This is a genomic window from Pseudomonas sp. PSE1(2024) (assembly GCF_050990555.1).
In the GTDB taxonomy this organism is placed as follows: Bacteria; Pseudomonadota; Gammaproteobacteria; order Pseudomonadales; family Pseudomonadaceae; genus Aquipseudomonas; species Aquipseudomonas aphyarum.
Map to the genome: position 1 here is coordinate 1,814,242 of NZ_CP158967.1, position 22,198 is coordinate 1,836,439.

The 22,198-nt window shown below is 59.4% G+C and carries 20 protein-coding genes and 1 pseudogene; 15 read left to right on the forward strand and 6 right to left on the reverse strand.

The window, feature by feature from the left end:
* The first annotated feature begins 49 nt into the window (after nucleotides 1–49).
* From ABTV87_RS08220 to ABTV87_RS08255, 8 genes are all read left to right on the forward strand, one after another.
* On the forward strand, nucleotides 50–2,881 hold the full coding sequence (locus tag ABTV87_RS08220) for a 2-oxoglutarate dehydrogenase E1 component (RefSeq protein WP_011333115.1): 2,832 nt from the start codon (nucleotides 50–52) through the stop codon (nucleotides 2,879–2,881).
* 42 nt (nucleotides 2,882–2,923) lie between these two features.
* A complete protein-coding gene (gene odhB, locus ABTV87_RS08225; RefSeq protein WP_011333116.1) occupies nucleotides 2,924–4,147 on the forward strand; it encodes a 2-oxoglutarate dehydrogenase complex dihydrolipoyllysine-residue succinyltransferase in 1,224 nt (407 codons plus the stop codon).
* Between the two features lie 97 nt (nucleotides 4,148–4,244).
* Nucleotides 4,245–5,681, forward strand: a complete 1,437-nt coding sequence (gene lpdA / locus ABTV87_RS08230) for a dihydrolipoyl dehydrogenase (protein WP_007959030.1) — start codon at nucleotides 4,245–4,247, stop codon at nucleotides 5,679–5,681.
* A gap of 199 nt (nucleotides 5,682–5,880) precedes the next feature.
* Nucleotides 5,881–7,047: an ADP-forming succinate--CoA ligase subunit beta gene (sucC, locus tag ABTV87_RS08235; RefSeq protein WP_007959029.1), complete on the forward strand. Its 1,167-nt coding sequence runs from the start codon at nucleotides 5,881–5,883 to the stop codon at nucleotides 7,045–7,047.
* Entirely contained in the window at nucleotides 7,047–7,931 is an 885-nt protein-coding gene (sucD, locus tag ABTV87_RS08240; RefSeq protein ID WP_007959025.1) for a succinate--CoA ligase subunit alpha, read from the forward strand. The genes sucC and sucD overlap by 1 nt, the downstream gene beginning before the upstream one ends.
* Before the next feature lie 329 nt (nucleotides 7,932–8,260).
* Entirely contained in the window at nucleotides 8,261–9,574 is a 1,314-nt protein-coding gene (gene brnQ, locus ABTV87_RS08245) for a branched-chain amino acid transport system II carrier protein (protein WP_007959023.1), read from the forward strand.
* 151 nt (nucleotides 9,575–9,725) lie between these two features.
* Nucleotides 9,726–10,463, forward strand: coding sequence for a DUF599 domain-containing protein (locus ABTV87_RS08250; RefSeq protein WP_085608854.1), 738 nt, complete (start codon nucleotides 9,726–9,728; stop codon nucleotides 10,461–10,463).
* Nucleotides 10,463–10,864, forward strand: a complete 402-nt coding sequence (locus tag ABTV87_RS08255) for an MAPEG family protein (RefSeq protein ID WP_127797328.1) — start codon at nucleotides 10,463–10,465, stop codon at nucleotides 10,862–10,864. Before ABTV87_RS08250 ends, ABTV87_RS08255 begins: the two co-directional genes overlap by 1 nt.
* Before the next feature lie 77 nt (nucleotides 10,865–10,941).
* Here the strand turns inward: ABTV87_RS08255 and ABTV87_RS08260 are convergent, their stop codons facing one another.
* Complete coding sequence (locus tag ABTV87_RS08260) at nucleotides 10,942–11,178, reverse strand: hypothetical protein (protein WP_007959016.1); 237 nt, start codon at nucleotides 11,176–11,178, stop codon at nucleotides 10,942–10,944.
* Between the two features lie 158 nt (nucleotides 11,179–11,336).
* Here ABTV87_RS08260 and ABTV87_RS08265 point away from each other — a divergent pair, with 158 nt between their 5' ends.
* From ABTV87_RS08265 to ABTV87_RS08280, 4 genes are all read left to right on the forward strand, one after another.
* Nucleotides 11,337–11,813 (forward strand): PaaI family thioesterase, encoded by a 477-nt coding sequence (locus ABTV87_RS08265; protein ID WP_085608852.1) that lies wholly within the window; start codon nucleotides 11,337–11,339, stop codon nucleotides 11,811–11,813.
* Nucleotides 11,810–12,262, forward strand: coding sequence for a PaaI family thioesterase (locus ABTV87_RS08270; protein ID WP_007959014.1), 453 nt, complete (start codon nucleotides 11,810–11,812; stop codon nucleotides 12,260–12,262). Before ABTV87_RS08265 ends, ABTV87_RS08270 begins: the two co-directional genes overlap by 4 nt.
* Before the next feature lie 81 nt (nucleotides 12,263–12,343).
* A complete protein-coding gene (gene htpG / locus ABTV87_RS08275) occupies nucleotides 12,344–14,248 on the forward strand; it encodes a molecular chaperone HtpG (protein WP_221534197.1) in 1,905 nt (634 codons plus the stop codon).
* A 68-nt stretch (nucleotides 14,249–14,316) separates the two neighbouring features.
* The gene (locus ABTV87_RS08280) at nucleotides 14,317–15,045 is read left to right on the forward strand and encodes a dienelactone hydrolase family protein (protein ID WP_039769796.1); all 729 of its coding nucleotides are present in this window, start codon (nucleotides 14,317–14,319) and stop codon (nucleotides 15,043–15,045) included.
* A gap of 42 nt (nucleotides 15,046–15,087) precedes the next feature.
* Here ABTV87_RS08280 and ABTV87_RS08285 read toward each other — a convergent pair whose 3' ends face one another.
* Together ABTV87_RS08285 and ABTV87_RS08290 are read right to left on the reverse strand one after the other, a co-directional pair.
* A complete protein-coding gene (locus tag ABTV87_RS08285) occupies nucleotides 15,088–15,978 on the reverse strand; it encodes a pirin family protein (RefSeq protein ID WP_433899233.1) in 891 nt (296 codons plus the stop codon).
* A gap of 61 nt (nucleotides 15,979–16,039) precedes the next feature.
* Complete coding sequence (locus ABTV87_RS08290; protein ID WP_007959010.1) at nucleotides 16,040–16,456, reverse strand: OsmC family protein; 417 nt, start codon at nucleotides 16,454–16,456, stop codon at nucleotides 16,040–16,042.
* A 128-nt stretch (nucleotides 16,457–16,584) separates the two neighbouring features.
* Here ABTV87_RS08290 and ABTV87_RS08295 point away from each other — a divergent pair, with 128 nt between their 5' ends.
* The 3 genes and pseudogenes from ABTV87_RS08295 (at nucleotide 16,585) to ABTV87_RS08305 (ending at nucleotide 19,396) form a co-directional block, all read left to right on the forward strand.
* Nucleotides 16,585–17,640, forward strand: a complete 1,056-nt coding sequence (locus ABTV87_RS08295; RefSeq protein ID WP_433899234.1) for an amidohydrolase family protein — start codon at nucleotides 16,585–16,587, stop codon at nucleotides 17,638–17,640.
* A 193-nt stretch (nucleotides 17,641–17,833) separates the two neighbouring features.
* Nucleotides 17,834–18,250: pseudogene (locus ABTV87_RS08300) on the forward strand (MCP four helix bundle domain-containing protein); the annotation flags it as partial.
* 102 nt (nucleotides 18,251–18,352) lie between these two features.
* The gene (locus ABTV87_RS08305) at nucleotides 18,353–19,396 is read left to right on the forward strand and encodes a methyl-accepting chemotaxis protein (RefSeq protein WP_433899839.1); all 1,044 of its coding nucleotides are present in this window, start codon (nucleotides 18,353–18,355) and stop codon (nucleotides 19,394–19,396) included.
* Nucleotides 19,397–19,449: 53 nt separating this feature from the next.
* Here ABTV87_RS08305 and ABTV87_RS08310 read toward each other — a convergent pair whose 3' ends face one another.
* From ABTV87_RS08310 to purM, 3 genes are read right to left on the reverse strand one after another with little or no spacing between them, the layout of a single operon-like run.
* On the reverse strand, nucleotides 19,450–20,163 hold the full coding sequence (locus ABTV87_RS08310; protein ID WP_007950391.1) for a DUF3108 domain-containing protein: 714 nt from the start codon (nucleotides 20,161–20,163) through the stop codon (nucleotides 19,450–19,452).
* Nucleotides 20,164–20,171: 8 nt separating this feature from the next.
* Complete coding sequence (gene purN / locus ABTV87_RS08315; RefSeq protein WP_085608847.1) at nucleotides 20,172–20,822, reverse strand: phosphoribosylglycinamide formyltransferase; 651 nt, start codon at nucleotides 20,820–20,822, stop codon at nucleotides 20,172–20,174.
* A complete protein-coding gene (gene purM / locus ABTV87_RS08320) occupies nucleotides 20,822–21,880 on the reverse strand; it encodes a phosphoribosylformylglycinamidine cyclo-ligase (RefSeq protein ID WP_007950393.1) in 1,059 nt (352 codons plus the stop codon). Before purM ends, purN begins: the two co-directional genes overlap by 1 nt.
* Nucleotides 21,881–22,198 lie beyond the last annotated feature (318 nt).

Sequence of the window (22,198 nt, forward strand, 5' to 3'; positions counted from 1 at the left end):
TGCTCGGTGTCGACACCGATGGTGTTCCCCTAACCGAGGGTGACCAAGCATGCAAGAAAGCGTGATGCAGCGCATGTGGAACAGCGCCTACCTTTCAGGTGGAAACGCTGCCTATGTGGAAGAGCTCTACGAGCTCTACCTGCACGACCCTAACGCTGTGCCAGAAGAGTGGCGCACCTACTTTCAGAAGCTGCCTGCCGACGGCAGCTCTGCCACCGATGTTTCGCACTCCACAATTCGCGATCATTTCGTGCTGCTGGCAAAGAACCAGCGCCGCGCCCAACCGGTTTCCGCCGGCAGCGTGAGCAGTGAGCACGAGAAGAAGCAAGTTGAAGTGCTGCGATTGATCCAGGCCTACCGTATGCGTGGCCACCAGGCAGCCCAGCTTGACCCGCTGGGGCTGTGGCAGCGTCCTGCACCTGCAGACCTGTCGATCAATCACTACGGCTTGACCAATGCCGATCTTGATACGACCTTCCGTGCCGGCGACCTGTTCATCGGCAAAGAGGAAGCGAGCCTACGCGAAATTCACGAAGCGTTGCAGCAGACATATTGCCGCACCATCGGCGCTGAATTTACGCACATCACCGATTCCGAGCAGCGCCAGTGGTTCCAGCAGCGTCTGGAAAGCGTGCGTGGCCGTCCGGAATATTCCGCGGACATCAAGAGCCACCTGCTCGAGCGCGTGACTGCCGGTGAAGGCCTGGAAAAATACCTGGGCACCAAATACCCGGGCACCAAGCGTTTCGGTCTGGAAGGCGGCGAAAGCCTGATTCCGATGCTCGACGAACTGATCCAGCGTTCCGGTTCCTACGGCACCAAGGAAGTCGTCATCGGCATGGCCCACCGTGGCCGTCTGAACGTACTGGTCAACACCTTCGGCAAGAACCCGCGCGAGCTGTTCGACGAGTTCGAAGGCAAGAAGAAGGTCGAGTTGGGTTCCGGTGACGTTAAATACCACCAGGGCTTCTCGTCCAACGTAATGACCACCGGCGGTGAAGTTCACCTGGCCATGGCGTTCAACCCGTCCCACCTGGAAATCGTTTCCCCGGTGGTCGAGGGTTCGGTTCGCGCCCGTCAGGATCGTCGCAACGACCCTACCGGTGAGAAGGTTCTGCCGATCTCCATCCACGGTGACGCGGCATTCGCCGGTCAGGGCGTGGTGATGGAAACCTTCCAGATGTCGCAGACCCGCGGTTTCAAGACCGGCGGTACCGTGCACATCGTGATCAACAACCAGGTCGGTTTCACCATCAGCAACCCGCTGGACTCGCGTTCCACCGAGTACGCGACCGACGTTGCGAAAATGATCCAGGCGCCGATCCTCCATGTGAATGGTGATGATCCGGAAGCCGTATTGTTCGTGACCCAGCTGGCCATCGACTACCGCATGCAGTTCAAGCGTGACGTGGTGATCGACCTGGTCTGCTACCGTCGTCGCGGCCACAACGAGGCCGACGAGCCAAGCGGCACCCAGCCTCTGATGTATCAGCAGATCACCAAGCAGCGCACCACTCGTGAGCTGTACGCTGATCGTCTGACCCAGGCCGGTGTGCTGGACGCAGAGCGTGTTCAGGCGAAAGTCGACGAATACCGCAACGCGCTGGACAACGGTCTGCACGTAGTGAAATCGCTGGTCAAAGAGCCGAACAAAGAGCTGTTCGTGGACTGGCGTCCGTATCTGGGCCACGCCTGGACTGCGCGTCACGACACTCGTTTCGACCTCAAGACCCTGCAGGAACTGTCCGCCAAGCTGCTGGAAATTCCGGAAGGCTTCGTGGTTCAGCGTCAGGTCGCGAAGATCTACGAAGACCGTCAGAAGATGCAAGCCGGCGGCCTGCCGATCAACTGGGGTTACGCCGAAACCATGGCGTACGCGACCCTGGCGTTCGAAGGTCACCCGATCCGCATGACCGGTCAGGACATCGGCCGCGGTACGTTCTCGCACCGTCACGCTGTGCTGCACAACCAGAAAGATGCCGGTACCTACATTCCGCTCAAGCATCTGTATGAAGGTCAGCCACGCTTCGACCTGTACGACTCGTTCCTGTCGGAAGAAGCCGTACTGGCGTTCGAATACGGTTACTCGACCACCACGCCGAACGCGCTGGTGATCTGGGAAGCCCAGTTCGGCGACTTCGCCAACGGTGCACAGGTCGTTATCGACCAGTTCATCACCAGCGGCGAGCACAAGTGGGGCCGTCTCTGCGGTCTGACCATGTTGCTGCCACACGGCTACGAAGGTCAGGGCCCTGAGCACAGCTCGGCACGTCTTGAGCGTTACCTGCAGCTGTGCGCCGAGCACAACATTCAGGTGTGCATGCCGACTACTCCGGCCCAGATCTACCACTTGCTGCGCCGTCAGGTGATTCGCCCGCTGCGCAAGCCATTGGTCGTTCTGACTCCAAAGTCGCTGCTGCGCCACAAGCTGGCCATCTCGACCCTGGAAGATCTGGCCGAAGGTTCGTTCCAGACCGTGATCCCGGAAATCGATGCACTGGACCCGAAAAAGGTCGAGCGCGTTGTTCTGTGCAGCGGCAAGGTCTACTACGACCTGCTGGAAAAACGTCGTGCCGAAGGCCGCGAAGATATCGCCATCGTGCGTATCGAGCAGCTGTACCCGTTCCCTGAGGACGACTTGAAAGAAGTCCTGGCTCCTTACACCAATGCCAAAGCGGCCGTGTGGTGTCAGGAAGAGCCGATGAACCAGGGCGCCTGGTACTGCAGCCAGCACCACCTGCGTCGCAGCATCAGCAACCTCAACAAATCTCTCGTACTCGAGTACGCGGGCCGTGAGGCTTCTGCTGCCCCAGCATGTGGTTACGCATCGATGCACGCCGAGCAGCAGGAACAACTGCTGCAAGACGCGTTTACCGTTTAACGCCTTCGCGCACCTGAAACCGAATTTAAGGAACCACAGATAATGGCTATCGAGATCAAAGCCCCCACTTTCCCGGAATCGGTTGCCGATGGCACCGTTGCCACCTGGCACAAACAACCGGGCGACGCCGTCAAGCGTGACGAACTGATCGTCGACATCGAAACCGACAAAGTCGTACTGGAAGTGCTGGCTACCGCCGACGGCGTGCTGGGCGCAATCGTCAAGGGCGAGGGCGAAACCGTCCTGTCCGACGAAGTCCTGGGCTCCATCGTTGAAGGCGGCGCTGCATCCGCTGCTCCGGCTGCCGCTGCTGCTCCGGCCGCTGCCGCCGCTGCACCTGCTGCCGCCGATGGCGAAGACGACCCGATCGCTGCTCCTGCCGCGCGCAAGCTGGCTGAAGAGAACGGCATCAACATCGCTTCCGTTGCCGGCACCGGCAAAGGCGGTCGCGTGACCAAGGAAGACGTGGTTGCAGCCGTTGCTGCCAAGAAAGCCGCTCCGGCTGCCGCGCCTGCCAAGGCTGCTGCTCCGGCCGCCGCCGCTCCTGTGTTCGCCGCTGGCGACCGCATCGAGAAGCGCGTTCCGATGACTCGCGTTCGTGCCACCGTTGCCAAGCGTCTGGTTGAAGCTCAATCGAACATGGCGATGCTGACCACTTTCAACGAAGTCGACATGACCGAAGTCATGGCCCTGCGTTCGAAGTACAAGGACCTGTTCGAGAAGTCCCACAACGGCGTACGCCTGGGCTTCATGTCGTTCTTCGTGAAGGCTGCCACCGAAGCGCTGAAACGCTTCCCGGCTGTCAACGCTTCGATCGACGGCAACGACATCGTTTACCACGGTTATGCCGACATCGGCGTCGCCGTTTCCAGCGACCGTGGCCTGGTGGTTCCGGTTCTGCGTAACGCCGAACACATGAGCCTGGCTGAAATCGAAGGCGGCATCGCCACCTTCGGCAAGAAAGCCCGTGACGGCAAACTGTCGATGGACGAAATGACCGGCGGTACCTTCACCATCACCAACGGTGGTACCTTCGGTTCGATGATGTCGACCCCGATCGTCAACCCGCCGCAGGCAGCGATTCTGGGCATGCACAACATCATCCAGCGTCCGATGGCCATCAACGGTCAGGTCGTGATCCGTCCGATGATGTACCTGGCACTGTCCTACGATCACCGTCTGATCGATGGCAAAGAAGCTGTAACCTTCCTGGTGACCATCAAGAACCTGCTGGAAGATCCGGCTCGTCTGTTGCTGGATATCTGATAGAAGCAGTCACGCGCTGCAAGCTTCAAGCTGCGGGAAAACGCAGCCTGGCTTGCAGCGCGCGGCTTGAAGCTTTTCGCTAAAGAGGATTTTTTGAATGTCGCAGAAATTTGACGTAGTAGTGATCGGTGCGGGCCCTGGCGGCTACGTGGCAGCTATCAAGGCCGCGCAACTCGGCCTGAGCACTGCCTGCATCGAGAAGTACACCGATGCTGAAGGCAAGCAAGCCCTGGGCGGCACCTGCCTGAACGTAGGCTGCATTCCTTCCAAGGCGCTGCTGGACAGCTCCTGGAAATACAAGGAAGCGAAAGAAAGCTTCAACGTCCACGGTATCTCGACCGGCGAAGTCAAAATGGACGTCGCAGCGATGGTTGGCCGCAAGGCTGGCATCGTCAAGAACCTGACCGGCGGTGTTGCCACCCTGTTCAAGGCCAACGGCGTTACTTCGATCCAGGGCCACGGCAAACTGCTGGCCGGCAAGAAAGTCGAAGTCACCAAGCCGGACGGCTCGGTTGAAGTCATCGAAGCCGAAAACGTCATCCTGGCTCCAGGCTCGCGTCCGATCGACATTCCACCGGCTCCGGTCGATCAGAAAGTCATCGTTGATTCGACTGGCGCTCTGGAATTCCAATCCGTACCTAAACGTCTGGGCGTGATCGGCGCTGGCGTGATCGGTCTGGAACTGGGTTCGGTATGGTCGCGTCTGGGCTCCGAAGTGGTTGTTCTGGAAGCACTGGACACCTTCCTGATGGCAGCGGACACCGCTGTTTCCAAGGAAGCGCTGAAAACCCTGACCAAACAGGGTCTGGACATCAAACTGGGCGCTCGCGTAACCGGCTCGAAAGTGAACGGCGACGAAGTCGTTGTGAACTACACCGATGCCAACGGCGAACAGACCATCACTTTCGACAAGCTGATCGTAGCCGTTGGTCGCCGTCCGGTGACCACTGATCTGCTGGCTGCCGACAGCGGCGTGACCCTGGACGAGCGCGGTTTCGTGCACGTTGACGATCACTGCGCCACCACCGTACCGGGCGTTTACGCCATCGGTGACGTGGTTCGCGGCATGATGCTGGCTCACAAGGCCTCGGAAGAGGGCATCATGGTTGTCGAGCGCATCAAGGGCCACAAGGCCCAGATGAACTATGACCTGATCCCTTCGGTTATTTATACTCACCCGGAAATCGCATGGGTCGGTAAAACCGAGCAGGCCTTGAAAGCTGAAGGCGTTGAAGTTAACGTCGGCACCTTCCCGTTCGCAGCATCCGGCCGTGCCATGGCCGCCAACGATACCGGTGGTTTCGTCAAGGTCATCGCCGATGCCAAGACTGACCGCGTATTGGGCGTGCACGTGATTGGCCCGAGCGCTGCAGAACTGGTTCAGCAGGGCGCGATCGGTATGGAATTCGGCACCAGCGCTGAAGACCTGGGCATGATGGTTTTCTCCCATCCGACCCTGTCTGAAGCCTTGCACGAAGCAGCTTTGGCAGTGAATGGCGGCGCCATCCACATTGCCAACCGCAAGAAGCGTTAAGACACAATAAGAAACCACGGCGGTACGGCCCGTCGTGAGCCTTGCGTGCAAGACTCACCGCGGAATGTCCGCTGGACGCAGCCTTGCGTAGCTGCACCGGGTATCCGGAAAGGCTACGCAAGCAGCAGTCACAGGTGGCGCGGCACTCATAAAGAGCGCAGCGCCGAATGCGCAGTACCTAACGAAGACGGTAAAAAGCATGAATCTTCACGAGTATCAGGGTAAGCAGCTGTTCGCTGAATACGGCCTGCCAGTTTCCACTGGTTTCGCAGTAGACACCCCGGAAGCAGCAGCAGAAGCTTGCGACAAAATCGGCGGCAACGAGTGGGTTGTCAAAGCCCAGGTTCACGCCGGTGGTCGCGGTAAAGCGGGCGGCGTCAAGCTGGTTCGCAGCAAAGAAGACGCCAAAGCCTTCGCACAGCAGTGGCTGGGCAAGCGTCTGGTGACTTACCAGACTGACGCCAACGGCCAGCCAGTCACCAAGATCCTGGTTGAATCGTGCACTGATATCGCTAAAGAGCTGTACCTGGGCGCTGTCGTTGACCGTTCGAGCCGTCGCATCGTGTTCATGGCTTCCACCGAAGGTGGCGTGGACATCGAGAAAATCGCTCACGACACTCCAGAAAAAATTCTGAAAGCCACTATCGATCCACTGGTTGGCGCTCAGCCATTCCAGGGTCGCGAGCTGGCATTCCAGCTGGGTCTGGAAGGCAAGCAGGTTGCTCAGTTCGCCAAGATCTTCGTAGGTCTGGCCAAGCTGTTCAAGGATCACGACCTGGCTCTGCTGGAAGTGAACCCGCTGGTGATCAAGGCTGATGGCGATCTGCACTGCCTGGACGCCAAGATCAACATCGACGCCAACGCAATGTACCGTCAGCCTAAGCTGAAGACTTTCCACGATCCGTCGCAGGACGATCCGCGCGAAGCGCACGCTGCCAAGTTCGAACTGAACTACGTAGCGCTGGAAGGCAACATCGGCTGCATGGTGAACGGTGCCGGCCTGGCCATGGGTACCATGGACATCGTCAACCTGCACGGCGGCAAGCCAGCCAACTTCCTCGACGTAGGTGGTGGTGCTACCAAAGAACGCGTAACCGAAGCTTTCAAAATCATTCTGTCCGACAGCAATGTCGCTGCAGTACTGGTTAACATCTTCGGCGGCATCGTTCGTTGCGACATGATTGCCGAAGGCATCATCGGTGCAGTGAAAGAAGTCGGCGTGAAAATCCCGGTTGTTGTTCGTCTTGAAGGCAACAACGCTGAACTGGGCGCTAAAGTACTGGCAGAAAGCGGTTTGAACATCATCGCTGCTACCAGCCTGACCGACGCTGCTCAACAAGTCGTTAAAGCTGCGGAGGGCAAGTAATGAGCGTCCTGATCAATAAAGACACCAAAGTAATCTGCCAGGGCTTCACCGGTGCGCAGGGTACTTTCCACTCCGAACAAGCCATTGCCTACGGCACCAAAATGGTTGGCGGCGTGACTCCAGGCAAAGGTGGCACCACTCACCTGAACCTGCCTGTGTTCAACACCGTGAAAGAAGCTGTAGAAGCCACTGGCGCCACCGCCAGCGTCATCTACGTTCCGGCTCCTTTCTGCAAGGACTCGATCCTGGAAGCTGCTTTCGGCGGCATCAAGCTGATCGTCTGCATCACCGAAGGCATTCCTACCCTGGACATGCTGGACGCTAAAGTTAAGTGCGACGAGCTGGGTGTTACCCTGATCGGCCCTAACTGCCCAGGCGTGATCACCCCAGGCGAATGCAAGATCGGCATCATGCCAGGTCACATTCACTTGCCAGGCAAGGTCGGTATCGTTTCCCGTTCCGGCACCCTGACCTACGAAGCTGTGAAGCAGACTACTGACGCCGGTTTCGGTCAGTCGACTTGCGTCGGCATCGGTGGTGACCCGATCCCGGGTTCGAACTTCATCGACATCCTGAAGCTGTTCCAGGAAGACCCGAAGACCGAAGCGATCGTAATGATCGGCGAGATCGGCGGTTCGGCTGAAGAAGAAGCGGCTGCCTACATCAAGGCACACGTGACCAAGCCGGTTGTTTCCTACATCGCTGGTGTGACTGCTCCTCCGGGCAAGCGCATGGGCCATGCTGGCGCAATCATCTCCGGCGGCAAAGGCACTGCAGACGAGAAATTCGCTGCTCTGCAAGACGCAGGCGTGAAAACCGTGCGTTCGCTGGCAGACATCGGCAAGGCCCTGGCCGAGCTGACTGGCTGGGAAGTGAAGAAGTAAGCTTCGGCTGACTTTTCTGCTCCAGCAACAAAGGCCACCTTCGGGTGGCCTTTGTCGTTTCTGGCGTTCGGGTGGACGATGGCAATTTATAAGCACTCACCCAATAACATGCAAAAACGCGACACAGAAACGTCGCGTATCGGATAGTTCGCCCTCTAACAGTGCGTTTGTCAGGCAAATTCGTTAGGCTAGCAGCCATTTTTGCGTCTGCCGCCCACAAGGCATGCAACGCGCTAAACGGGTCAGTCTTATACGGATTGACAGCATTTCCCTAACCCCACAGGGAAATCCCCCTCTAAATTCCGATTCAGTAGTGTGGTATTTCCTTAATGAAAGTTTTGAAAGGTCAGGACATCCTGGCACTTGGCTTTATGACATTCGCCCTGTTCGTCGGGGCCGGCAACATCATCTTCCCGCCTATCGTCGGTTTGCAGTCCGGGCCAAACGTCTGGATGGCGGCGCTGGGCTTCCTGATCACGGCGGTCGGTTTGCCGGTGGTCACCGTGGTCGCACTGGCCAAGGTCGGTGGCGCCATGGACGCCCTGAGCAGCCCGATCGGCAAGATCGCTGGCGGCGTACTGGCAGCGGCTTGCTACCTGGCAGTCGGCCCGCTGTTCGCCACCCCGCGTACCGCGACCGTTTCCTTTGAAGTGGGTCTGGCGCCGTTGACCGGCGAGAGCCCGCTGGCACTGTTCCTCTACAGTTCGGTGTACTTCCTGCTGGTGTTCTTCATCTCGCTCTACCCTGGGCGTCTGCTGGACACCGTCGGTCGTTTCCTCGCGCCGCTGAAGATCATCGCCCTGGCCGTGCTCGGCATCGCCGCGTTCGCACTGCCGGCCGGTGATATCGGCGTTGCCACTCCGGAATACGTTGCGGCACCGTTCTCCCAAGGCTTCATCAATGGTTACCTGACCATGGATACCCTGGGCGCGCTGGTGTTCGGCATCGTCATCGTCAACGCGATCCGCTCCCGTGGCGTAGAGTCGCCAGCACTGATCACCCGTTACGCGATCATCGCCGGGCTGATTGCCGGCGTCGGTCTGGCGCTGGTGTATGTCAGCCTGTTTCGTCTGGGTTCCGGCAGCCATGAAGTGGCGGCGGGCGCGACCAACGGCGCGGCGGTGCTGCACGCTTACGTGCAACACACCTTCGGTTCGCTGGGCAGTGGCTTCCTCGCTGTGCTGATTTCCCTGGCTTGCCTGGTGACCGCTGTCGGCCTGACCTGCGCCTGTGCCGAATACTTCAGCCGCGTACTGCCGCTGTCGTACAAGACCCTGGTGATCATCCTCGCGGCGTTCTCGCTGCTGGTGTCCAACCTGGGCCTGACCAAGCTGATCGCGTTCTCGATCCCGGTGCTGACCGCGATCTACCCGCCGTGCATCGTGCTGGTGGCCCTGAGCTTCTGCGCTGCGTTCTGGCATGAGCAGAGCCGTATCATGGGCCCGGTGATGCTGGTGTCGTTCGTGTTCGGCACCATCGATGCGTTGAAAGGCGCCGGTCTGGCGGACTGGATGCCATCGCAACTGGCCCACCTGCCGCTGAGTGAGCAAGGTCTGGCGTGGCTGGTGCCATGCGTGATGACCCTGGTGGTTGCTGTGGTTTGCGACCGCCTGCTGGGCAAGCGCGCCGAAGCACTCGCCTAAGATTGCCGGGCCGCCACAAGCGGCTCCCGAGCGATTAAACAGAAATGCCCCGTATCAATCGATACGGGGCATTTTTTATGGGCTTCAGGCAGTGTCTTTTTCCCTCGACTAACGTCGAAGGGGAGCCGAAATCTTCATCACAGGGAATTGCATGTCGTTCATCCAAGCCAACCTGATCCACCTGCTGGCCGCGCTCTGGTTTGTCATCTGCTGGGGCGGTTACACCCGTTATGCCACCTGGAAGGCCCGTGACACCGCGTGCCTGGCCAGCGTGCTGCACCTGTATCGCGAAGACTGGATGCGCCGCATGCTGCTGCGTGACAACCGCATCGCCGACGCCAGCGTGATCGGCAACCTCGAGCGCAACGCCTCGTTCTTTGCCTCCAGCACGCTGATTATCCTGGCGGGCATCCTGACCGTGCTCGGCGCGTCCGAGCGCGCGGTGTCGCTGCTGGCGGACATTCCGATGGTGCAACAGGCCTCGCAGGGCATGTCGGAGATCAAGTTGCTGTGCCTGGCGCTGGTGTTCGTCTACGCCTTCTTCACCTTCAGCTGGTGCATGCGCCAATACAACTTCGCCGCCATTCTGGTTGGCTCGGCCCCGATGATCGGTGAGCGGCAAGTCTCGGAGCAGGAGCGCAAGGCGTTCGCCTCGCGGGCGGCTCGAGTGATTTCGATGGCGGCCAACCAGTTCAACTTCGGTCTGCGTTCCTATTACTTCGGCATGAGCATGCTGGCGTGGTTCGTCAGCCCGTGGCTGTTCATGTTGATGAGCGCAGGCGTGGTGCTGGTGTTGTATCGCCGGGAGTTTCATTCCGACGTACTGGATGTAATGGTCTATACCCCTACAGAGGCGCCATTGCCCGAAGCGAACAAAGAGGCTGCTTGATGAGTATTCCGTTCTGGTGTGTGTTTATCAGTGCATTGTTGATCTACGTGGCGCGGATGCCGGTCGGCAAGGCCATGAAGGAGCAGGGCGGTTACAACAACCACCTGCCGCGTCAGCAGCAGGCGCAACTCACCGGTTACGGGGCCCGGGCGCTGGCGGCACATCAGAACAGCATTGAAGCGTTCATCCTGTTTGCCGTTGGCGTGCTGATGGCGCATACCACGCAGACGGCGGGATGGCTGATCGATACATTGGCGATCATCTTCGTGATCTCGCGGATTTTCTATTTGTGGTTTTACCTGGCGGATATTCCCACGCTGCGCAGTCTGGTCTGGCTGGTCGGCTTAGTGTGTTCATTGTTGCTGATGATTAGTCCGACTTTTAGAACTGTTTTGCTCTAAGACCGCATCGGCAAAAAAAGACTGGCAAAAGAAAACCCGCACTTGGCGGGTTTTCTTTTTTGCCAGCCAGAAGCGGCTTATTGCTTCTTGGCAGCTTCTTCTTGCGCTGCAGCGTTCGATTCGGCCTGAGCTTTGGCAGCTTCGGCGTTTTCTTTCGCTGCGTCGTTCACTTTATCCTGAGCTTTGTTCATGTCTTGCTGAGCTTGTTCAGCATGTTGGTTGGCATCTTGAGCTTTGTCCTCGGATTTTTTATCGCAGGCAGCGAGACCGAGGGAAGCGGTCAACATCAAGGCAATAGCTAAAGTCTTACGCATGGGGTGTTTCTCCTTATGGAAAATAACTACTGGCCTTAAGAGCTCAGGCCCAAGGCTTAAGTTCCTCATTTCTTTCAGATATATAAGTTTGTTTTGCAATGGAACTTTTGCTGTTCTTTCCACTACTGGGAATGGCGACTAACAAGAGTAATTATCAAATGGCCGAAAACCCCGTTTTTGAGCGTGCGACACGGTTTCTCTCGGCCTTGCGCCACTGTCAGGTACTGGGATTGAAGGTGCACAGCGCAAGTAGCGAAGGCCTGACGGTGGTGCTGCCGTACAGTGCGCAAATCGTTGGCAACCCGCTGACCGGCGTCATCCACGGCGGGGCGATCACGTCGCTGATGGACACCGCGTGCGGCATGTCGACCCTGTGCGTTCTGCCGGAATTCGAAGTCTGCCCGACCCTCGATCTGCGCATCGACTACATGCACGCCGCCGAGCCGCATAAAGATGTGTATGGCTTCGCCCAATGTTATCGGGTCACCACCGATGTGATCTTCGCTCGCGGCTTTGCTTACCAGGATGATCCGGAACAACCGATTGCCCACGTCGTCGGCACCTTCATGCGCATGGGCAAGGGCCTAAAAGGCACCAAAGGCTTTGGTGGCGCGATCAAGGGAGAAAACCCATGAGCGATGATTTCAAGCAGCAACTGCAAGAGGCGCACGAGAAGGGTGACTACGCGCCGCTGCTGAAGCTGATCCCCTATGCCGGACTCATCGGCGTCGAGTGTTCGCGAGTCGGTGATGACTTGCTGTTCAAGCTGCCAGCCAACAAGGACAACATTGGTAACCCTTTATTGCCGGCGATCCACGGCGGGGTGATTGCCGGGTTCATGGAGCTGTCCGCCGCCCTGCACCTGCTGATTTTCACCGGCGCGCCGGGTGTGCCGAAGATTATCGATTTCTCCCTCGATTACCTGCGGGCCGGGCAGTTTCGCGATACGTGGGCCCGGTGTCAGGTCTGCCGTCAGGGCCGGCGGGTGGCCAACGTCGCGGTCACGGCCTGGCAAAGCACCGAAAGCGAACCGATTGCCACCGCCCGCGCGCACTTCAAAATCGATGAGCCCTTGAAATCCTGAAGCACGCCCCCAACTCACAGAACAACCCGCCGCCGACCAGCAAGGTCGCGGCCAATGCCATCTGATTGGAGTTTGATGACCATGAGTGTGGAAACTCAAAAGGAAACCCTGGGCTTCCAGACCGAGGTGAAGCAACTGCTGCACCTCATGATCCATTCGCTGTATTCCAACAAGGAAATTTTCCTTCGCGAATTGATCTCGAACGCCTCTGACGCTGTCGACAAATTGCGCTTCGAAGCCCTGGCCAAGCCTGAGTTGCTCGAAGGTGGCGCTGAACTGAAAATCCGTGTGAGCTTCGACAAGGACGCCAAGACCGTCACCCTCGAAGACAACGGCATCGGCATGAACCGCGACGATGTGATCACCCACCTGGGGACCATCGCCAAGTCCGGCACTGCCGATTTCATGAAAAACCTGTCCGGCGATCAGAAGAAGGATTCGCACCTGATCGGCCAGTTCGGTGTGGGCTTCTACTCGGCCTTCATCGTCGCTGACAAAGTTGACGTGTACAGCCGTCGCGCCGGCACCGCCGCCAGCGAAGGCGTGCACTGGTCGTCGAAAGGCGAGGGCGAATTCGAAGTCGCCACCATCGACAAGCCGGAGCGCGGCACTCGCATCGTCCTGCACCTGAAATCCGGTGAAGACGAGTTCGCCGATGGCTGGCGTCTGCGCAACATCATCAAGAAGTACTCCGACCACATCGCGCTGCCGATCGAGCTGCCGAAAGAAGTGGCCGTTGCCGAAGGCGAAGAGAAGCCAGAAGCCGAGTGGGAAACCGTCAACCGCGCCAGCGCCCTGTGGACCCGTCCCCGCACTGAAGTGAAGGACGAGGAATACCAGGAGTTCTACAAACACATCGCTCACGACTTCGAAAACCCGCTGTCGTGGAGCCACAACAAGGTCGAAGGCAAGCTCGAGTACAGCTCGCTGCTGTACGTGCCGGCCCGCGCACCGTTCGATCTGTACCAGCGTGAAGCGCCAAAAGGCCTGAAGCTGTACGTGCAGCGCGTGTTCGTGATGGATCAGGCCGAGTCGTTCCTGCCGCTTTACCTGCGCTTCATCAAGGGCGTGGTCGACTCCAACGACCTGTCGCTGAACGTGTCGCGGGAAATCCTGCAGAAAGACCCGATCATCGACTCGATGAAGTCGGCGCTGACCAAGCGCGTGCTGGACATGCTGGAAAAACTGGCGAAGAACGAGCCTGAGCAATACAAGGGCTTCTGGAAAAACTTCGGTCAGGTCATGAAAGAAGGCCCGGCAGAAGATTTCGCCAACAAGGAAAAAATTGCCGGTCTGCTGCGTTTCGCATCGACCAACGGCACCGATGGCGAGCAGATCGTCGGTCTGGCCGAGTACCTGGCGCGCGCCAAGGAAGGTCAGGACAAGATCTACTACCTCACCGGCGAAACCTACGCGCAGGTCAAGAACAGCCCGCACCTGGAAGTCTTCCGCAAGAAAGGCATCGAAGTGCTGCTGTTGACCGACCGTATCGACGAGTGGCTGATGAGCTACCTCAGCGAGTTCGACGGCAAGAGCTTTGTCGACGTCGCGCGCGGTGACCTGGATCTGGGCAACCTGGACTCGGAAGAGGACAAGAAGGCCGCAGAAGAAGTCGCCAAGTCGAAAGAAGGTCTGGTCGAGCGTCTAAAAACCGCACTGGGCGACTCCGTTGCCGAAGTCCGGGTTTCCCATCGCCTGACGGATTCGCCGGCCATTCTGGCCATCGGCGAGCAGGACCTGGGTCTGCAAATGCGTCAGATCCTCGAGGCCAGCGGGCAGAAGGTGCCGGATTCGAAGCCGATCTTCGAATTCAACCCGAGCCACCCGCTGATCGCGAAGCTCGACAACGAAACCAGCGAAGAGCGTTTTGGCGACCTGTCGCACATCCTCTTCGACCAGGCCGCGCTGGCGGCTGGCGACAGCTTGAAAGACCCGGCCGCTTACGTGAGCCGCCTGAACAAGCTGCTGGTCGAGCTGTCCGCTTGATCAAACTGTAGAAAAACCCGCTTCGGCGGGTTTTTTCATTCTGGTGTTCAACCAATCAGGAGTCAGAAATGAGCCAAGTCACTGTACGTTCCGTGGTCTATCAGATTGACGGCCAGCCTTATGAAGGTCGCCTGGCGTTCGACGCCGAGCACAAAGGCGCGCGTCCGGGTCTGTTGATGGCGCCGAACTGGATGGGTGTCAGCGCTGGCGCTGAAGAGATCGCCAAATCGGTGGCGGCCAAGGGTTATGTGGTGCTGATCGCTGACGTGTATGGCCAGGCCGTGCGTCCGCAGAATGCCGATCAGGCCGGTGCGGCAATGATGCCGCTGAAGAATGACCGCGCGCTGCTGCGCAAGCGTATGCAGGCCGCGTTCGAACAATTGCAGAAGCAGGGCGAGGCGGCGGTCGATACCTCGAAACTGGCGGTATTCGGTTTCTGCTTCGGCGGTTGCTGTGCGCTGGATCTGGCCCGCACCGGTGCTGCAGTGAAAGCGGCGGTGTCGTTCCACGGCACGCTGGATTCACCGAACCCGGCGGACGCGAAGAACATCAAGGGTTCGGTGCTGGTGCTGCACGGTGCTTCCGACCCGCTGGTGCCGAAAGAGCAGTTGCCGGCATTCGAAGACGAGATGAACGCGGCAGGCGTGGATTGGCAGTTGCTGAGCTACGGCGGCGCGGTGCACTCGTTCACCGATCCGCATGCCAATGTTCCGGGCAAGATGATGTACGACGCGAAGACCGCAGCGCGGGCGTTCAAGTCGATGCATGACTTGTTGGAAGAAGTGTTCAAGGGCTGAATCGGCTGAACGCACTCCCACGCCTGGCGTGGGAGTGTTGCTTTACAGCGGTGTCGGTTCGCTGCGCGATTTAGGCAGCTCGATCCGCTCGACTTCCCCCGGCACCGTCGGCCAATCCCCGGCCGCCCACTTGCGCCGCGCCTCATCGATCGCCGCCGGATCGCTCGCGACAAAATTCCAGTTGATCCGCCGTGGCCCGTCCAGTGGCGCACCACCGAACAGCACCGCGTGGCTATCGCTCTCGGCAAACAGGCTCATCTCTTCCCCGGCCGGCAACACAACCAGTGCATGGGGTTCGACCGCTTCGCCATTCAGCTGCACATCACCACTCAACACGTACAGCGCCCGCTCTTCATGTTCGGTCGGGATCAGCAGTGTGGTCGCGGTTTGCATCTTCAATTCGGCGTACAGCGTAGGAGAAAGCACCGGCACCGGCGATTCCAGGCAAAAGCCTGACCCGGCGATCATGCGGATCTGCACGCCGAGGTTATCGCTGACCGGCAAGGTCGAGGCCGGGTGATGGCTGTAATGCCCCGGGCCTTGTTCGTGATCCTTGGGTGAGGCGAGCCAGATTTGCAGGCCGTGCATCTTGAAGCTTTTTTCCCATAGCGGTTCGGGCGTGCGCTCGACGTGAGCGATCGCCGTGCCGGCCGTCATCCAGCTGACATCGCCGGCGCTGACCACCTGATCCGAGCCCAGGCTGTCCTTGTGCTGGATCTGCCCGTCGAACAAATACGTGAGGGTCGACAGACCGATGTGCGGGTGCTGTCGGATGTTCATGCCTTTGCCCGTCGGATAAACCGTTTCGAGCATGTGGTCGAAAAACACGAAAGGCCCGACGCTGCGGCATTTGGCTGACGGCAGCGGGCGCAGAATCGGCTGGCCTTCGACGTCTTCGGCGCGCGGGCGGATGATCAGGGGTTGGGTGTCCATGTTCCATTCCAGGCTTGGCGGGTGATGCGAGGAGCATAACCCGCCGGTGTCGTCGGGGTGATTACTGGCTGTCGAAGCCGACTGGCGCGTGGGTTTCGATGGTGACTTCGCTGGTGGTCATCAGCTTGTGGATCGGGCAGCGATCGGCAACGCGCAGCAGTTCTTCGCGCTGGGCATCGGTGAGCACGCCCTTTAAAGTGAGGGTCACGTGCAGGGCGTATTTGCCTTTCTGTTCCTGGCTGTTGTCGCGTTTGACCTCAACGCCGACGCCGGTCAGCGGGATGTCCTTTTTCTTTGCGTACAGCTTCAGGGTCAGGGCCTTGCAGGCGCCGAGAGCGGCGTCGAAGTAATCGTGCGGCTCCGGAGCCGAGCCTTCGCCGCCGGCAGTGGTCGGGACATCGGCAAACAGCTCATGCTCATCGATCTGTACGGTGTGGCGAAAACCTTCGGCGGACACGGTATTGACGGTAACGGTCATGTGAACCTCGCAAGCTGTAGGAAAAGGGATTCGATCAAAAAAGACCTTGCAGGTATAGAGCATTCCCACACAGGCGCGTTCCACTTTCTTGCCGGGTGAACCCTCGTCGCCCGGCGAGGGTCTAGGCTATGCCTGTCTGCCGGAGAAAGCTTGTGTCCGTGTTTCGTTTGAGTCTTGCCTGCCTGATGGTTTTTACCGGCGTCGCCAGTGCCCGGGATTACACCTACAGTGACGCGCACCTGCATTACGTGGATTTTTTCCAGGAAACCGCCGGCATGCCGAAATTGCTGACGGCCATGAAGGAAAACTCCATCGAGCACGTGATGATTTCCGGCATTCCCGTGGCGAAGAAATGGCACGAAGACGAGCCGAAGCGCCCGCGTTACTACGCCGGTGACGACGCCGACGCCTATTGGTACAGCGCGACTGACGTGATCGTCGCCGACGCGGTGCAGAAACTCGCACCGGAGCAGCGCCAGTACTTTCACCCGTTTCTTTCAGGCTTCAACCCCAACGACAAGAACTCCGCCGCGCACATCCAGCGCATGCTCGATCTGTATCCCGGCTTGTGGCAGGGCATCGGCGAGGTCTTCACCCGTCACGACGACCTCACAGCACTCACCTCGGGTGACACGCCACGCGCCAACAACGAAGCCATGACCCGCATCTATCACTTGGCCGCCGAAAACGATCTGCCGGTGATGCTGCATTCCAACATCACCTCCAAGCGTGAGAAGAATCCGCTGTACCTGAAGGAAATTGAAGAGCCGCTGCGTAATCATCCGCACACCCGGTTTATCTGGGCGCATGCCGGCACCAGCGCCGAAATCCATCGTCATCAGACGCAGCTGGATTTTCTGCTGCCGACACTTACGCGAATGCTGGAGGCGTACCCGAACCTGTTCATTGACCTGTCATGGAGCCTGCTGAAGCCTTATTTGCTGGACGAAAAGGGTCAACCGCGAGCGGAGTGGGTGCAACTGGTGGAGCGCTATCCGGATCGCTTCATGATCGGTTCCGATGTAGTCGGGCGATTCAACAAACTCGGTAAGGAAATCCACGGCTTCAAGCCGTTTCTCGATGCATTGCCCGAGGCGGTAGCGGAAAAAGTCGCGCGGGACAACTTCCTGGCGATCTTGCCGCGAACAGCGCTCAAGTCCGGCAAACCCGCGCTGAATCGTTAATGCGCCAGGTTCGAAGTATCGAGGCCTTTTGATATCACGTTTTGGTCTTACGCAATTTTCCAAAGGGCCGATACCTTCTAGAGCAACCAGCTGCAGGGTTGATGCAGCGCTTTTGGAAGGAACCAGAGCAATGAGTATCCGTAGTCTCAATATTGCGCCCCGGGCCGGGCTGGGTTTTGGCGTGCTGGCGCTGATGGTGTTTGCCCTTGGCGCGTTCGCCCTGCTGCAGATGTCGAACATGCGCGCGCAGTCCGACGAGGTCGACAATAACTGGCTGCCCAGCGTGATGGCGGTGGGCGAGATGAGCCAGGACATGCTGCGCCTGCGTGCGCTGACCATGCGCCTGTTGCTCAATCGCGATCCGCAGGCGCTGGATCAGAATGTGGCCAAGCTTAATGATTTGCGCGGTGTGCTGAGCGAAGCCCAGCAACGTTACGACATCCTGATCGTATTGCCCGAAGAGCGCGCGCTGTTCGACCGCTTCAAAGTTGCCGAACACAAGTACCTGGAGCTTCAGGCGCAGGTGATGACGTTATCTGCTCAGGGACGAGTGGAGGAGGCGGCCGCCATTCTCAACGGGCAGATGAGTCCTTTGGCGGATGAAATTGCGGTGAGCCTGCGTGAGCTGGTCGAGCTGAACAAGCACAACGCCAACCTCGCCACGGAGGCCGCACGGCTGGTGTTCACCAATTCCCGGGTCTGGGTCGGTGTGATGATCGGCATCACCGCGCTGATTACCATCGCGCTGGCGTTGTTGCTGACCCGCAGCATCGTGCTGCCGCTGTCGCAATCGCTCAATGTCGCGGAAGTGGTGGCCGGTGGCGATCTGACCGGTGATATCAACATCTCCGGTAAGGACGAGCCAGCGCGGCTGCTGCACGCGCTCAAGAGCATGCAGCACAACCTGCGCGACACCATCCGCCGAATCTCGGAGTCCTCCAGTCAGCTGGCTTCGGCCTCGGAAGAGTTGAGCTGCGTCACCGAGGATGCGACGCGAGGGCTGCACCAGCAGAGTCTGGAAATTGAACAGGCGGCCACGGCGGTCAATCAGATGACCGCCGCGGTGGAGGAGGTGGCGAGCAATGCCGTCGCGACTTCCGAGGCTTCCCGTGAGTCTGATCGCATTGCCCAGCATGGTCGCGAGCAGGTCCAGCAGACGGTATCGTCCATCGAGTTGCTGGCACACGATGTCACCGCCAATGCCACGCAGGTGGAGGATCTGGCGCAGAAGGTCTACAGCATCAGCAAGGTGCTGGATGTGATCCGCTCGATTGCCGAGCAGACTAATCTGCTGGCGTTGAACGCGGCGATCGAGGCTGCGCGGGCGGGGGATGCCGGGCGGGGGTTTGCGGTGGTGGCGGACGAGGTGCGGGCGCTGGCCCATCGCACTCAGCAATCGACGCAGGAGATCGAACAGATGATCGGCGGCATCCAGCAGGGCACCGATTCGGCGGTCAGCTCGATGCAACAGAGCAACGTTCGGGCGCGCTCGACCCTGGAGTTGGCGAAGGCGGCTGGCGTGGCGCTGGAGGAAATTGCTTCGGCGTTCACCTTGATCAACGAGCGCAACCTGGTGATCGCCAGTGCGTCGGAAGAGCAGGCGGCCGTGGCGCGGGAAGTCGATCGCAATCTGATGAACATTCGTGACCTGGCGATGCAGACCTCGGCCGGGGCCAATCAGACCAGTGCCGCGAGTCAGGAGTTGTCGCGGCTGGCGGTGGATCTGAACAGCATGGTCGCCAAGTTCTCGGTTTGATCAGCGTTCGACAGGCGAAAAAAAGCCCCGCGTTTGCGGGGCTTTTCGTTGAATTAGCTGCCTTTGACCGTCTTGCCGTTGACCGTGCCGTCGAGGAGCATGATGTTGTACTCCTTGCCGTCGGTTTCGACCTGTTGCAGGCGAACCAGCAGATAATCCCAGTCCTTGGCGAACCACAGGACGGTGATGCGCTTGCTTTGTGTCGGATCGCGGACGCGCTCGACCTTGATCGCATCGATCTGGCCAGCCTTGGTTTCGACTTTCTCCGAACCCAGCACGCGGAAGTCGTAGGTATCGACTTCGCCATCATCGACCACCTGATAGCTCATGCTTTTCTTGCCGGCGGCTACGTCATGCTGCAGCGCCAGTTGATAGGTGGATTTGTCGACCATGCCGCGGTTGAGCGGGATTTTCACCGCGTCGCCGCGGTCGGTGCCGGTCACCAGCTTGTTGGCCCAGTCGAAGTCCAGATCAGCCTTTTTCGCTTTGCCCAGACCACCGCGTTCGAAGTGGTAGGACTGTGGCAGCAGGGTGTCCTTGTCCAGGGTCAGGGTGCTTTCCTCGGACAGGCTGGCAATCATCATCGAAGCCTTGAAGCTGAGCTTCCAGACGCCGTTGGCCTGTTTGGTCAGGCTGCGTTCGGCAGTGCCGCTCATGGGCAGCTGCTTCCAGTCGGCGGTGTAGCTGGCGGAGAACGGTTGAAGGTCTGCCGCCTGGGCAAAAGGCAGGGCGAGCAGAGCGCAAGCGAAGAGCAGGGCGCGACGCATAAAATCTCCTAGTTTCGAATCAAGTGACCGCTGGCCCCGAGTAACTGGCCATCCAGTAAAGCACCTTGCTCGCCGAGGCTCAGCCGTCCTTCGGCGAACCAGCGTACGGCCATCGGGTAGATCAGGTGTTCCTGAACGTGAACCCGTTGCGCCAGACTTTGCGGCGAATCGTGCAACTCTACCGGTATTACTGCCTGTACGACCAGTGGTCCGCCATCGAGTTCCTCGGTGACGAAGTGCACGGAGCAGCCGTGTTCGGCGTCGCCGGCCTCCAGCGCACGCTGATGCGTGTGTAACCCTTTGTATTTGGGTAGCAGCGACGGGTGAATGTTGAGCAGGCGACCCTGGTAGTGACGGACGAAGTCAGCGCTGAGAATGCGCATGAAGCCGGCCAGTACCACGAGTTTGGGGTTGAATTCGTCGATCAGTTCGATCAGAGCGGTATCGAAGGCCTCGCGGCCCTCGAATCCCTTGTGATCCAGCGAGCGGGTGGCGATACCCGCGTCACTGGCGCGTTGCAGGCCGTAGGCGTCGGCGCGGTTGGAAATCACCGCAGCGATGCGGACCGGGCTGTCGCCGGTCCGCGTGCTGTCGATCAGGGCCTGCAAGTTACTGCCGGTGCCGGACAACAGCACCACGACATCACAGGTCTGGGACATCAGTGAGCCTTGAGGTTCTTCAGTTCGACCTGGGCCGCGCCTTCGGCAGCGACAGCGATCTGACCGATGACCCAAGGCTGCTCGCCGGCGTCACGCAGGGTGTTCAGGGCAACTTCAACGTGCTCCTGAGCCACGCAGATCACCATGCCCACGCCGCAGTTCAGCACGCGGTGCATTTCGGTTTCGTCGACGTTGCCTTTCTCTTGCAGCCAGTCGAAGACGGCCGGGCGGTTCCAGCTGGCCACGTCAACCACGGCTTGAGCGCCTTTTGGCAGAACGCGCGGGATGTTGTCCAGCAGGCCGCCACCGGTGATGTGGGCCATGGCCTTGACCGCGCCGGTGTCCTTGATCAGCTTGAGCAGCGGCTTCACGTAGATGCGGGTCGGGGCCATCAGCAGTTCGGTCAGCGGTTTGCCGTCGAGCTGAACGGTTTCGATGTCGGCGCCGGACACTTCGATGATCTTGCGGATCAGCGAGTAGCCGTTGGAGTGCGGGCCGGACGATGGCAGGGCGATCAGGGCATCACCGGTGGCGACTTTCGAGCCGTCAATGATTTCGGCTTTTTCCACGACACCGACGCAGAAACCGGCCAGGTCGTAATCTTCGCCTTCGTACATGCCAGGCATTTCAGCGGTTTCGCCGCCGACCAGCGAGCAGCCAGCCAGTTCGCAGCCTGCACCGATACCGGTAACCACGGTGGCAGCCACGTCGACGTTCAGTTTGCCGGTGGCGTAGTAGTCGAGGAAGAACAGCGGCTCTGCGCCGCACACCACCAGATCGTTGACGCACATGGCGACCAGGTCCTGGCCGATGCTGTCGTGCTTGTTCAGGTTCAGCGCCAGGCGCAGCTTGGTGCCGACGCCGTCAGTACCGGAAACCAGTACTGGCTGCTTGTAGCCGGCCGGGATTTCGCAGAGGGCGCCGAAACCGCCCAGGCCGCCCATGACTTCCGGGCGCGCAGTGCGCTTGGCGACGCTCTTGATGCGTTCGACCAATGCTTCACCGGCGTCGATGTCTACACCGGCGTCCTTGTAGCTCAGGGAGGGTTGCTTGCTCATGATCCAGGCCTTTAGGGGAGGGGATTCAGGGGTAACGACCGAGTTCAGCGGGAGCGCCGAATCCGACAGGGGCGATTGCCTCACGCGAAGTTCGGGGTGCCCGGCTGTTGCCGGTCTGCGAAGGCGCGCGATTTTATCAGGCTTGAGGGGCAGCGGCCATCCTCACGCCGACGGGCAGGGGCATATCGGTGGAAAAATTTTGCAATTGACGCTGTGGGCGACATCACGGGTGCCTGTATAAGGAACCGTCTATCGTTAGGACTGTGCAAAAACTTACCGACCGCGTGTGAATGTTTTGCGACGGCCTGTGGTCACAGG